Source organism: Xanthomonas sp. NCPPB 2866, from assembly GCF_041475745.2.
Lineage (GTDB): Bacteria > Pseudomonadota > Gammaproteobacteria > Xanthomonadales > Xanthomonadaceae > Xanthomonas > Xanthomonas arboricola.
In genome coordinates this window covers 2168982-2182570 of the sequence record NZ_CM192975.1, presented here as the reverse complement: position 1 = coordinate 2182570, position 13589 = coordinate 2168982, and the positions used below count along the sequence as shown (strand labels likewise).

Here is a 13589-nt window from a genome sequence, read left to right as displayed (position 1 = left end):
CCTGCTGCGCCGTCACTGCGCATCGCCCACGCGTCAACCCGACGCGTCTTGTTCCTTCTTGTCCCACTGCCTTGAGACCCCAAATGATCGCTCTTCTTCAACGGTACAACGTCGGCAAGCGCCTGAGCTTCGCCTTCGGCACGCTGATCCTGTTGTCGTGCGCACTTGTCGCCGCCGGCCTGCATACATTGGCGCAGGCCCGCGATCGCATGGACACGGTGGTCAACCGCAACATCACGATCATGCAGTACGCTCAGGACATGACCAACGCCACCTCGGTCATCGCCGTGCAGTTGCGCAACATCGTGTTGCCGACCTCGCAAGAAGACAATCTGCGCTTCTACGCCATCATCAAGAACCAGCTGAAGAGCTACGAAGACACGCGCCGCAAGCTGTATGCGTTTTCGGCCTCGCCCCAGGCCACCCAGATCCGCGAGCGGATCGACCTTGCCAGTGAGCAGGCCCGCGAGACCAGGGACACCGTCGTGCAGCTGGGCCTGACCGGCAAGGCTGATGAGGCACTCAAGCTGTTGCTGGAAAAGGCCGCACCGGGCACGCAGCAATGGCAGGATGCGTTGACGGAGTATTCGGATCTGCAGCGTCAGCGCACCCAGGAAGCCTATGTGGCCACGACGGCAGAAATGGCCCGCGGCCGTGCGCTGTTGATCGGCGGCGGCGTGGCGGTGGTGCTGTTCAGTACCCTGCTCGGCTTCTTGATCACCCGCAGCCTGGTGCGCCCGTTGACCCAGGCCACCCGCGCCGCCGAAGCGATCGCCAACGGCAATCTCGACAACGACGTACGCACGCAGTCCAACGACGAAACCGGCCGCCTGTTGCAGGCCATGGATCGCATGCAGGGCCAGGTGCGCAACCTCATCAGCGCGCAGCTGGACATGGCCAAGCGACACGATGACGGCCAGATCAGCTTCCGCATGGATGCCAGCGCCTTCCCGGGCGACTTCGGCCGCATGGCCAAGGACACCAACGAGCTGGTCGCCGCGCACATCAAGGTCAAGATGCAGACCATCCACCTGGTGGAGCGCTATGCGATCGGTGACCTGAGCGAAGACATGCCGCAGCTGCCGGGCGAAAAAGCCGCCATCACCACGGCAATGAATCAGGTCAAATTGAACCTGTCGACGATGAACGCCGAGATCAAGCAGCTGGCACAGGCCGCCGCCAACGGCGACTTCACCGCGCGTGGCAATGCCGAGCAGTTCCAGTTCGACTTCCGCATCATGGTGGAAAGCCTCAACACCTTGATGGCCACCGCCGACGGCAACCTGCAGTCGTTGTCCGGCCTGCTGCAGTCGATCGCCGCCGGTGATCTCACCGCACGCATGAGTGGCCAGTACCAGGGCGTGTTTGCACAGATGCGCGACGACGCCAACGCCACCGCCGAACAGCTGGCCGGCATCGTGGGCCGCATCCAGACCGCTGCCGACGCGATCGGCCTGGCCTCGGGCGAAATCGCTTCCGGCAACCAGGATCTGTCGCAGCGCACCGAGCAGCAGGCCGCCAACCTGGAAGAAACCGCCGCCTCGATGGAAGAGCTCACCTCCACCGTCAAGCAGAATGCCGAACACGCCAGCCAGGCCAACCAGCTCGCCATCGGCGCGGCCGCAGTGGCGTCGCAGGGCGGCGATGTGGTGGCCAAGGTGGTCACCACCATGTCCGACATCCAGAGCTCGTCGAAGAAGATCGCCGAGATCATCAGCGTGATCGACGGCATCGCGTTCCAGACCAATATCCTGGCCTTGAATGCCGCGGTGGAAGCGGCGCGTGCCGGCGAACAGGGGCGCGGTTTCGCCGTGGTCGCCAGCGAAGTGCGGACACTGGCACAGCGCTCGGCCGGTGCGGCCAAGGAGATCAAGCACCTGATCGACGACTCGGTCGACAAGGTCACCCAGGGGGCCACCCTGGTCGACCAGGCCGGCACCACCATGGCCGAAATCGTTGCCAGCGTGCAGCGCGTCACCAACATCATGGGCGAGATTTCCTCTGCGTCGCAGGAGCAGTACTCCGGCATCGAGCAGGTCAACCAGACCGTGACCCAGATGGACGAAACCACCCAGCAGAATGCCGCGCTGGTGGAAGAAGCCACCGCCGCCGCACGGGCAATGGAAGAACAGGCCCAGCAGCTCACCGAAGCGGTCGCCGTGTTCAAGGTTGCCGAACACGCACCGGTGGCGCGCCAGTTGTCGGCCATTGCCAATGCGCCCGCCAATGCCCGCAGCACACCGCGCCCGATCGCCCGCGCCAGCACGGCCGCGCCCGTGCGCCGCAGCACCGCGGGTGCATCGGCAACGGCAAACGACGTGGGCGACTGGCAGGAGTTCTAAACCGCCAACAGGTGCTGTCAGCACATCGACAGCAGTGCACGCCAGTTGTTGCAACCGGCGTGCACGGTGCGCGGGATACATATGCTCGACACCACGCTCGAGCACGCGGCCGTGCAGTTCCGCATCCGCAGCAAGGTCACAACGGCACCGCACAGGCGGTGCCGTTTTGCGTTGTGCGCGCCATGCCAACTGTCCGCAGGCCCGCATACACCGCGTCCGGCGTGAAAACGCACTTCACATCGCGCACCCCGGGCTCTATCGCGCTGCCTCCAAAACCGCGTTCAACGCGTGTTTTCTAGGGAAATTCCCGACACACCCCCACCAATTCCCTACCCCTTGTACACATGGCCGTCACGTGCCTGAGACCCGGCTTTACCGGCCAGCCCGGCCTGCCTCAATACAGCAGTTCTAACGCCGTTATCTGACCGACGCATCACACAAGGCATGACGTGCGACGCACTGCTCCAGCAGTGCATCGCATGCCAGTCCACCTAACGGCACATTCGCTCAGGTCACCCAATGAATTCCTTTCTGCACCGCTTCAACGTCGGCAAGCGCCTCTCCCTGGCTTTCGGCGTGCTGATCCTTCTGTCCTGCGCGCTGGTGGCCGCCGGCCTGTACACGCTCAGCCAGGCGCGTGAGCGCCTGGACACCATCGTCAACCGCAACATGGCGATGATCCAGTACGCCACCGACATGCTGGACGCCAATGCCACCATCTCGTTGAACCTGCGCAACATCGTGCTGCCGACCACTGCCGAGCAGAATCGCCAGTTCGGCGACGTGATCGACGCCCAGCGCATCCGCTACAAGGAACTGCGCGAGAAACTCTACGCGTTCCCCGCCGACGCGCACGACCAGCAATTGCGCAACGCGCTGGATTCGACCCGCGAGCAGGCGCTGGCGCATAACCAGCAGGTGCGCGAACTGGGCACGGCCGGCAAGGTCGACCAGGCCATGCCGATCCTGCTTGAACGCGCCGCGCCGGCCACCCAGCGCTGGCAGGATGCGATCCGCACCTACTCGGACGCACAGCGCAAGAGCAGTCAGCTGGCCTACGACCAGGCCAATGCCTCGATGGCGCGTGGCCGCAGCATGCTGGTCGGCGGCGGCCTGGCCGTGGTGCTGCTGAGCGCCCTGCTGGCCTGGACGATCACGCGCAGCCTCACCGGCCCGTTGAACCGCGCCACCCGCGCCGCCGAAGCGATCGCCGACGGCCGGCTCGATAACCAAGTGCACAGCGAGGCCAGCGACGAAACCGGCCGCCTGCTGCAGGCAATGGACAAGATGCAGTCGCAGGTGCGTAACCTGATCACCGCGCAGCTGGACATGGCCAAGCGCCACGACAACGGCCAGATCAGCTTCCGCATGGATGCCGACGCATTCCCGGGCGACTACGGCCGCATGGCCGGCGATACCAACGCACTGGTCGACAGCCACGTGCAGGTGACGCTGCGTCTGGCGCAGATCATGGGCCGCTACGCCATCGGCGACCTCAGCGAGGACATGGACGCGCTGCCCGGCGAAAAGGCCAGGCTGACCGACACCATGGCGCAGGTGAAAACCAACCTGGCGGCGATGAATCAGCAGATCAAGCAGCTGGCCCAGTCCGCTGCCGACGGCAACTTCGGTGCACGCGGCGATGCGGCGCAGTTCCAGTTCGATTTCCGCGTCATGGTCGAGAGCCTCAACCAGTTGATGGCTACCGCCGACGGCAGCCTGCAGTCGCTGTCGGGCATCCTGCGCGCGATTGCGGCGGGCGACCTGACCGCGCGCATGGACGGCGAGTTCAAGGGCGTGTTTGCACAGATGCGCGACGACGCCAACGCCACCGCGACCCAGTTGTCCGGCATCGTCGGGCACATCCAGCACTCGGCCACCTCGATCAACGCCGCCGCCAGCGAGATCGCAGCCGGCAACCAGGATCTGTCGCAGCGCACCGAGCAGCAGGCCGCCAACCTGGAGGAAACCGCCGCCTCCATGGAGGAACTCACCTCCACCGTGCGCCAGAACGCCGAAAGCGCACGCCAAGCCAATCAACTCGCCATCGGCGCCGCCAGCGTGGCCTCGCAGGGCGGCGAGGTGGTCAGCAGGGTGGTCGACACCATGAGCGGCATCGAGGCCTCGTCCAAGCGCATTGCCGACATCATCAGCGTCATCGACGGCATCTCGTTCCAGACCAACATCCTGGCCCTGAATGCAGCAGTGGAAGCAGCGCGTGCCGGCGACCAGGGCCGCGGCTTTGCGGTGGTCGCCTCCGAGGTGCGCACCCTGGCACAGCGTTCGTCGGCGGCGGCCAAGGAGATCAAGAGCCTGATCGACGACTCCGTGCAGCGGGTGGCCGACGGTTCGCAGCTGGTGGACCAGGCCGGCAAGACCATGGCCGAGATCGTGGCCAGCGTGCAGCGTGTCACCAACATCATGGGCGAGATCTCCGCCGCCTCGCAGGAACAGTCGGCCGGCATCGAGCAGGTCAACCAGACCGTCACCCACATGGACGAAGCCACCCAGCAGAACGCCGCGCTGGTGGAAGAAGCCACCGCCGCCGCCCGCGCGATGGAAGAACAGGCCCAGCAACTCACCGAGGCGGTGGCCGTGTTCAAGATCGTCGAGCAGGGCCCGGCCGCACGTCAGCCCGCGTCGATGGTCGCTGCGCCGGTCAACGCACGCTTTGCCGCCCGCCCGGCTGCCCGTGCCGGCAGCAACGCGGCCCCGCGCCGCAGCAACACCGGCAAGACGACGGTGGCAGCCACCGCCGATCCGAGCGACTGGCAGGAGTTCTGAGCCCCACCGCAACGCGTCACACCCGCAGTCTCCAGAAATACCATTCGAGCGCAGTTTGATTCGGTGACGAATCTTGAGGGTCGCTTCCTGGCGAGGGAAGCGGCCCTTTTTTTGTTCCGGGCATCTGTGGCCATCCGCCAGCGGGCGTCAGGCCACGCATCATGTGACGCGCCATACTTCATCAAAAACTAACAACTGCCACATCGCTGGAGCCGCCCAATTAGGCAAGCGAACTGGACAATTGTGCGGATTTCGACACAAACCATCAATTAATTGCATAAACGGCCGCTATCGACTTCACGCATCCGTAACGCCCTCCCCCGGGCAAGGTCGATTCCTCATGCACTCCTTCAACCGCCTGTCCGTCGGCACCCGGCTGTCCGCGCTGCTGACCGTGGTGATCGCGCTCTCCCTCGGCCTGCTGGCCCTGACCATCTACCGCCAGTCCGCCGACGACATCGAATCCCAGGTCAAGGCCGAGCTGCGCTCCAGCACCCGGTTGATGCAGCAGTCGGTGGCGATGTACGACGTCACCCTGACCGAGGGCACCCAGCGCCTGGGCAGCGTGTTCGAGACCATACTCCCCAGCGGCGAGCGCACTCTCGACACCGCCAGCACCGTCGCCATCGGCGCGCAGCAGACGCCGTCGCTGCGTGCCGGCAAGCAGGCACTGAATCTCAACTTCGACGCCGTGGATCGCTTCGCGCAGACCGCCGGCGGGGTCGCCACGATCTTTGCGCGCACCGGTGACGACTTCGTGCGCATCACCACCTCGCTGCGCAACAAGCAGAACGAGCGCGTGATCGGCACCCTGCTCGACCGCAAGGGCAAGGCCTACGCCGCGTTGTCGCAAGGCAAGGCCTTCACCGGCCAGGCGCAGCTGTTCGGCGAGCAGTACATGACCCATTACCAGCCGCTGCGCAATGCCGCTGGCGAGGTGATCGGCGCACTGTTCGTCGGGCGCAACTACACCCAGGGCCTGGCCGCGCTGAAGGCGCAGGTCAGCACCACCAAGCTGGGCCAGGACGGTTATTTCCTCATCGTCGACATGGCGCCGGGCGAGCACCAGGGCCAGGTCATCGCCGCACCGCCGGGCACACCGGCCACGCTGGCGGCGCTGGTGCCGACCGAGCAGCAATCGCTGCTGCAGTCGGTGCTGGACGGCAAGCAGCCCAGCGCCAACCTGCAGTTGCGCGATGCCCAGGGCAACGCCCAGGCCTTCGAAGTCACCGCCCAGCGCTACGCGCCGTGGCAGTGGGCGGTGATCGGCACCCAGCCGCGCAGTGCCATCGACGGCCCGCTGGACGAGCTGATGGGCAGCATGCTGCTGTTCTCGCTGGTGGTGCTGGGCCTGTGCATCGCAGTGGTCTTCATCGCCGCGCGCAAGATGGTCACCCGCCCGCTGCTGGCGGTGGAACGCGTGCTCGGCGATGTGGCTGCCGGGCGCCTGGACAACCCGATCGAGATCGACCGCCAAGACGAACTCGGTCGCCTGCTGCTCAACGCGCGCGCCATGCGCGACGACCTGCGCGCGCGGCTGCAACGCGATCAGCTGATCGCCAGCGAAGCGCTGCGCGTGCGCACCGCGCTGGACGATGTCAGCACCAACGTGATGATCGCCGATGCCGATCGCCGCATCATCTACGTCAACCGCCCGCTGCAACGCATGCTCAAGAGCGTGCAGGACGAACTGCGCCGCGACCTGCCCAACTTCGATGCCGATGCGCTGATCGATGCCAGCATCGACCAGTTCCATCGCAAGCCCGAGCACCAGGCACGCATGCTCGACCAGCTCACCGGCACGCACACCGCGCAGATCCATGTCGGCGGCCGCACCATGCGGCTGGTGGTCAACCCGGTGCTGGGCGCGGCCGGCGAGCGCATGGGCTTTGTGGTCGAGTGGGCCGACCGCACCCAGGAAGTCCAGGTGGAACAGGAGGTCGCACGTATCGTGCAGGCCGCCGCCGCCGGCGACCTGAGCGAGCGCGTCGGCCTGGAAGGCAAGCAGGGCTTCCTGTTGCTGCTCGCCCAGCAACTCAACGCGCTGCTGGACAACAATGCGGACGGGCTGTCGCGCGTGTCCGCCCTGCTCTCTGCGTTGTCGCAGGGCGATCTGACCGCGCGCATGGATGGCGACCTGCAAGGCGTGTTCGCCACCATCCGCGACGACGCCAATGCCACCGCCGACCAGCTGGCCGGCATCGTGCGCCGGATCAAGGACTCCTCGCTGGCGATCAACTCGGCCGCCACCGAGATCGCCACCGGCAATGGCGACCTGTCGCGTCGCACCGAACAGCAGGCCGCGGCCCTGGAAGAAACCGCCGCCTCGATGGAAGAGCTCACCGCCACCGTCAAGCAGAATGCCGACAACGCCGACCAGGCAAACCGCCTGGTGCTGGACGCCGCCGGCGTGGCGGCCCAGGGCGGCGATGTGGTCGGCCGCGTGGTCACCACCATGGCCGACATCGACACCTCGTCCAAGAAGATCGCCGAGATCATCGGCGTCATCGACGGCATCGCCTTCCAGACCAATATCCTGGCCTTGAACGCGGCAGTGGAAGCCGCACGCGCCGGCGAACAGGGCCGCGGCTTCGCCGTGGTCGCCTCGGAAGTACGTACGCTCGCACAGCGTTCGGCCGGCGCAGCCAAGGAGATCAAGCACCTGATCCAGGACTCGGTCACCCGCATCGGCAACGGTGCCGCACTGGCGTCCGAAGCCGGCAGCACCATGCAGCAGGTGGTCAGCTCGGTGCAGCGCGTCACCGACATCATGAGCGAGATCACCAGCGCCTCGCGCGAGCAGGCCGCCGGCATCACCCAGGTCAACCAGACCGTCACCCAGATGGACGAAAGCACCCAGCAGAACGCCGCCCTGGTGGAAGAAGCCACCGCGGCTGCACGCGCGATGGAAGACCAGGCCGCGCAACTGGTGGATGCAGTGGCTGTGTTCCGCCTGGAACAGCAGGACCAACTGAACACCTTGCTGGCCAACGCGCGCCACGCCTACATCTGATGCGGCAAACGACGACAGCGCGCCCATCGAATATGTAAGTCGAGGGCGCGATGCCCTCGCCGCTTGCGGGACAGGCCATCAATCCGTCAGTGGAGACTGCGCCTCGTCGTTGAGGCGCGAATCAAAAGCCCGTTGAGTCGAGTGCGCGGTGCCCTCACCGCTCGCGGGACACGCCGTGAATCCGTCCATGGAGGCTCCTTGGCGGCATCCATGCCGCCAAGGGTCCCGCAACCGGCAAGGACACCGCGCCAGGGAGTTAGTCGGCCGCTTTCTTGAAAGCGTATTGTTTGGCTTGCGAATGGAAAATGGTCAGAGATTGATCGAACGCTTAGTGATCCGACCAGCACATGTCATGCATCGCTTCCCCTATGCATACCGACCATCTCAACTGGTTCTTGCCCGCTCACCGTCGCGGGACCTTACGCGGCATGGATGCCGCGTAAGAGCCTACACGGACGTACTTGCGGCGTGTCCTGCGATGGTGGGCGGGCAAGGGCCCTGCAGCCAGCCCGCAGATCACCCGCTCTGCGACTTATATATCTGCACTACCCAAGTCCATCGAAACACGGCAACTAAAAAAGAGGCCTGGAACCCTGCACACAGACCATTTCCACTGGTCCCTGTCCGCCCACCGTCGCGGGACCTTTCGCGGCATGGATGCCGCGCCAGCGCCTAGATGGATGTACTTACAGCGTGTTCTGCGATGGCGGGCGGGCAAGGGCCCTGCAGCCAAGCGGCAGCACCACGCGCTCTACACTTGATCCATGTGCACTATTCAGCCGCTGGGAACACAACGCCCAAAGCAACCAAGGCTTCACGCAATAGTTTTTGTCAGCCGCTCTTAAAGATTTCGCTTTGCCGCCGATATCAAGGCGACGCCGGGACAACCGTTCCGGCGGCTTCCCGCATCTACTGTGCCTGTGCCCATGTCCCAAGGCGATACCTCAGAGCTGGACCACGACGCCGACCACCTCGCCGAAGGTGACGAGCGCTATCTGCTGCGCAACAAACGGCAGATCCGTGGCCTGCTACGTCAGTTGCTCGACCAGCGCGCCATCGTGACCATGCATGTCGCCGGGCGCGACATGGCCGTGCCCACCGCCGTGCTCGAGGTGGACGAAGACGACGACTGCGTGATTCTGGACGGCAGCCATAACGAGGCCTCCAACCGCGCCATCCAGGACGCCAAGTACCTGCTGTGCTACGCACAACTGGAACGGGTCAATATCCGCTTCCGCCTGGAAACGCCCGAGCGGCTGGAGCGCGACATCCACGTCGCCTTCCGCGCCGAGCTGCCCGAGGCGATGTATCACCTGCAGCGTCGCGAGTCGTACCGACTGGAAACGCCGATCACCGACTCGCCCGTCTGCATCATTCGCCAGGACGAGGCACAGGGCGGCAATCTCAACCTGCAGCTGCGCGTGATCGATATCAGCAGCGGCGGCCTGGCGGTCTCGCTCACCGATGGCATGCCTCTGCTCGAACCGCAGCGCACCTACCGCAATTGCACGCTGCAACTGCCCGACACCGCTCCGATCACCCTGCCGCTGACGGTGTGCAGCCAGTACAAGCAGACCCTGCCCAACGGGAGCGAAGGTTTCCGTGTCGGCATGCAGTTCAGCGACCTGCCGCGCGGTGCCGACGAGACCATCCAGCGCTATATCTTCCGGGTCGACCGCCAGCGCAATGCGCGCAAGAGCGGCGTGTTCTGAACCCACCCGCACCAGCCACGGCGCACGGCTAAAGTTGCCCTGCGCTGCGCCGATGTTGCTAGGGCAATCCTCATCCGCATGCTTTTCCTATAGCTGCAATCCGACACTCAGCCGCAACGCCCGGAGTTTCCATGAACGACAAAAGCACGACCACCGGCACCGGTGGTGAATTCCTCAGCTTCGCCCTGGGCGAAGAACACTACGGCGTGGACATCCTGAAGGTGCAGGAAATCCGCGGCTACGATTCGGTCACCCGCCTGCCCGACGCACCCGATTACATCAAGGGTGTGATCAATCTGCGCGGCACCATCGTGCCGGTGATCGACCTGCGCCTGAAGCTGCGCCTGAAAGAAGCGCGCTACGACGCCTTCACCGTGATGATCGTGCTCAACGTCGAAGACCGCGTCGTCGGCATCGTGGTGGACAGCGTCTCGGACGTGATTCCGCTCAACGACGACCAGATCCGCCCCACCCCCGAATTCGGCGCCTCGGTCGACACCCGCTTCATCTCGGGCATCGGTACCCAGGACGATCGCATGCTGATCCTGCTGGATATCGAGACCCTGCTGGACAGCACCGAGCTCGGTCAGCAGCAACTGGCCGAAGAAGCGGCCTGATTCAGACCATCTGGTGTCGGGAGCTTCCCGACACGAGACGCACAACGAAGTTGAAGTGAGATAGAAATCACATTTTTCGGATTCAAGTTGAACGGCGGCTAGCCGATAGCTGAATAGAAGCCCGCGTACACAAACGGGTCACCGTTCGACTTTTGATTCTGGAGAATCCCTATGAAGTTCCTGCTCTCGCTCCTCCCCGTCGCTGCTCTCGTGATTGTTGCTCCCACGCTGTCGGCTCAGTCGCAGGAAATGATTCCGCCGGAAATGGCGACCCGTTTCGTCGGCAAGGACGGCATGGTGTGCGGCAAGGTCGAAAAGGCCAAGTACGCCCAGAGCTCGGAAGGTGAACCCACCTTCCTGTACATGGGCGGCATGTTCCCGCGTCACACCTTCTCGGCCCGCATCGACGGCGCCAACCGCGGCAAGTTCAGCTTTGCCCCGGAAAGCCTGGAAGGCAAGGACGTCTGTGTGCTCGGCAAGATCCAGCGCGACAGCTCGCGTGCCGAAATCGAAGTCAGCTCGCCGGCCAGCCTGAAGCTGGCCACCATCAAGTAATCGCCCCGCAGATCGCCACGCCCTCGTGCGTGGCGATCTGCCGTTTGCGGTTATGCGCACTGACTTCTATCGGGGAATCGTGTCAATGCAATGGATCAACAATCTCAAACTGATGCCCAAGCTGATGCTGGCGTTCGGCATCGTGCTGCTGATCATGCTGGTGCAGGGCATCATCGCCTATGCGGGCCTGGCGTCGCTCAATAACGTCACCCGCGACCTGGCCGGCAACACCATGTCCAGCGTGCGCGAAGCAGGCGACTTGCGCGGCATGCTCGGCGAATATCGAAATGCGGCCTATCAAAATCTGGTGCGCGCCAGCGACTCGGTCAAGCAGGAAGCCAAGGTCCGCGCCAAGCGGCTCCATGGTGAAATCGATGCCACGATCAAGGGCTATCCCCGCCTGATCGAGAGCCCGCAGCAGAAGAAGCTGTTTGACGTGTTCGTGGCCGACTGGAAGAAGGCAGCCGCGTCCTACGCCAGCGTCGACGAAATGATCGAGCTCAATCTGCCCGACGATGCCGTCGACACCTTTGTCGGCGAGACCCGCACCCTGCACAACAAGGCCAAGGATTCGCTGGCCGCATTGATCGTCGAAGACAACAAGTTGGCGCAGGCCGCCAAGAGCAAGGCCGAAAAGGTCCATGCCACCTCGGTATCGCTGACCGTGATGGTGCTGTTGATCGGCATCGCCGGTGGCCTGGGCCTGGCATTCCTGTTCGCACGCTCCATCGTCAAGAGCATGCGCGGCGCCGTGTCCACCGCCACCGAAATCGCCAGCGGCAAGCTCGATGGCCAGATCAATGTGCAGGGCCAGGACGAAGTGGGCGAACTGATGCGCTCCATGCACCGCATGCAGCGCGACCTGAAGGAACGCATCGAACGCGATCAGAAGATCGCCGACGAAAACCTGCGTATCCGCACCGCGCTGGACGAATCGTCCACCGGCACCTTCATCACCAATGCCGATCGCACCATCATCTACGCCAACGAGGCGTTCATGAAGATTGTGACGCATTACGAAGGCAGCATCCGCCTGGCATCGTCCGACTTCGATGCGAACAAGATCATCGGCCAGCACATCAGCTATCTCGGCATGCCCGAATCGACCGTGCGCAAGGCCATCGCAGCACTGGAACGCGACGGCATCACCAGCTTCGAAGAGCGCTATGGCGAGTTCGTGGTGACCCAGACCGTCACCTCGATCAAGAACGAGCACGGCGAAAGCACCGGCGAGGTCTGCGAGTGGCGCGACCGCACCATCGAAGTCCAGGTCGAAGAAGAAGTCGCCCGCATCGTGCGTGCCGCCGCCAGCGGCGACATGAGCGGCCGGGTGGAAACCGACGGCAAGCAGGGCTTCTTCCTGCAGCTGGCCCAGCAGCTCAACGGCCTGCTGGATGCCAATGCCGGCAGCCTGGAGCAGATCTCGGCATTGCTGTCGGCGCTGTCGCGCGGTGACCTGACCGTGCGCATGCATGGCGAATTCAGCGGCGTGTTCGCGCAGATGCGCGACGATGCCAATGCCACCGCCGAGCAGCTGGCCGACATCGTCGGGCGCATCAAGGTCTCGTCCACAGCGATCAACTCGGCGGCCGGCGAGATCGCCTCCGGCAACAGCGATCTGTCGCATCGTACCGAGCAGCAGGCCGCCAATCTGGAAGAAACCGCCGCCTCGATGGAGGAGCTCACCTCCACCGTCCGGCAGAACGCCGAAAGCGCCCGTCAGGCCAACCAGCTGGCCATCGGCGCCACCGGCGTGGCCTCGCAGGGCGGCGAGGTGGTCTCGCAGGTGGTCACCACCATGTCGGGCATCGAAGCCTCGTCCAAGAAGATCGCCGACATCATCTCGGTGATCGACGGCATCGCGTTCCAGACCAACATCCTGGCCCTGAACGCGGCGGTGGAAGCCGCCCGTGCCGGCGAACAGGGTCGCGGCTTTGCCGTGGTCGCCTCGGAAGTGCGTACGCTGGCACAGCGCTCGGCCGGTGCCGCCAAGGAGATCAAGGGCTTGATCGACGACTCCGTGCACAAGGTGGCCGAGGGCTCGGCCCTGGTACGCAAGGCCGGTGCAACCATGGCCGAGATCGTGGCCAGCGTGCAGCGCGTGACCGACATCATGGGCGAGATCTCTGCCGCCTCGCAGGAACAGTCGACCGGCATCGAGCAGGTCAACCAGACCATCACCCAGATGGACGAGACCACCCAGCAGAACGCCGCCCTGGTGGAAGAAGCCACTGCGGCCGCACGCTCGATGGAAGAACAGGCCGGCCACCTGGCCGAAGCGGTGTCGGTGTTCAAGCTGGACGAGCCGGCCGCCCCGGCCGCGCGCGTACGCCCGGTCGCCTCGCGCCCGGTCGCGGTGAAGTCCGCAGCCAAGGCGGCGACACGTGAAGCCACCCCATCGCGCCCGGCCAAGCCGCAGGCCGCGCTGGCCGACGGTAACTGGCAGGAGTTCTAAGCCGCTGCTGTCTCCCCACAAAGCCCCGGCACTGCCGGGGCTTTGTGTATCTGCCCCCGGCGCAGCGCGCACTGCCCTGCCGCCGGCTGCGATCGCACCGCCCGCGCAGCG

Annotated in this window: 7 protein-coding genes; all 7 read left to right on the top strand. The window is 64.8% G+C overall.

Annotation, left to right across the window (positions count from 1 at the left end):
• Nucleotides 1-83: 83 nt before the first annotated feature.
• A complete protein-coding gene (locus ACCQ04_RS09430) occupies nucleotides 84-2342 on the top strand; it encodes a methyl-accepting chemotaxis protein (RefSeq protein ID WP_226427794.1) in 2259 nt (752 codons plus the stop codon).
• A gap of 519 nt (nucleotides 2343-2861) precedes the next feature.
• Nucleotides 2862-5126: a methyl-accepting chemotaxis protein gene (locus tag ACCQ04_RS09425; protein WP_226427793.1), complete on the top strand. Its 2265-nt coding sequence runs from the start codon at nucleotides 2862-2864 to the stop codon at nucleotides 5124-5126.
• A 340-nt stretch (nucleotides 5127-5466) separates the two neighbouring features.
• Entirely contained in the window at nucleotides 5467-8139 is a 2673-nt protein-coding gene (locus ACCQ04_RS09420; RefSeq protein WP_226427792.1) for a methyl-accepting chemotaxis protein, read from the top strand.
• A 926-nt stretch (nucleotides 8140-9065) separates the two neighbouring features.
• Complete coding sequence (locus ACCQ04_RS09415; RefSeq protein ID WP_016904901.1) at nucleotides 9066-9851, top strand: flagellar brake protein; 786 nt, start codon at nucleotides 9066-9068, stop codon at nucleotides 9849-9851.
• A gap of 131 nt (nucleotides 9852-9982) precedes the next feature.
• Nucleotides 9983-10468, top strand: a complete 486-nt coding sequence (locus ACCQ04_RS09410; RefSeq protein ID WP_016904902.1) for a chemotaxis protein CheW — start codon at nucleotides 9983-9985, stop codon at nucleotides 10466-10468.
• A gap of 249 nt (nucleotides 10469-10717) precedes the next feature.
• Nucleotides 10718-11023, top strand: a complete 306-nt coding sequence (locus tag ACCQ04_RS09405) for a hypothetical protein (RefSeq protein ID WP_372358778.1) — start codon at nucleotides 10718-10720, stop codon at nucleotides 11021-11023.
• 85 nt (nucleotides 11024-11108) lie between these two features.
• Nucleotides 11109-13478 (top strand): methyl-accepting chemotaxis protein, encoded by a 2370-nt coding sequence (locus tag ACCQ04_RS09400; protein WP_046342488.1) that lies wholly within the window; start codon nucleotides 11109-11111, stop codon nucleotides 13476-13478.
• Nucleotides 13479-13589: the final 111 nt, after the last annotated feature.

What these genes read in the sequence shown, in the direction of transcription:
- ACCQ04_RS09430 (WP_226427794.1), top strand. Translation starts at nt 84, where the DNA reads ATGATCGCTCTTCTTCAACGGTACAACGTCGGCAAGCGCCTGAGCTTC.
- ACCQ04_RS09425 (WP_226427793.1), top strand. Translation starts at nt 2,862, where the DNA reads ATGAATTCCTTTCTGCACCGCTTCAACGTCGGCAAGCGCCTCTCCCTG.
- ACCQ04_RS09420 (WP_226427792.1), top strand. Translation starts at nt 5,467, where the DNA reads ATGCACTCCTTCAACCGCCTGTCCGTCGGCACCCGGCTGTCCGCGCTG.
- ACCQ04_RS09415 (WP_016904901.1), top strand. Translation starts at nt 9,066, where the DNA reads ATGTCCCAAGGCGATACCTCAGAGCTGGACCACGACGCCGACCACCTC.
- ACCQ04_RS09410 (WP_016904902.1), top strand. Translation starts at nt 9,983, where the DNA reads ATGAACGACAAAAGCACGACCACCGGCACCGGTGGTGAATTCCTCAGC.
- ACCQ04_RS09405 (WP_372358778.1), top strand. Translation starts at nt 10,718, where the DNA reads ATGATTCCGCCGGAAATGGCGACCCGTTTCGTCGGCAAGGACGGCATG.
- ACCQ04_RS09400 (WP_046342488.1), top strand. Translation starts at nt 11,109, where the DNA reads ATGCAATGGATCAACAATCTCAAACTGATGCCCAAGCTGATGCTGGCG.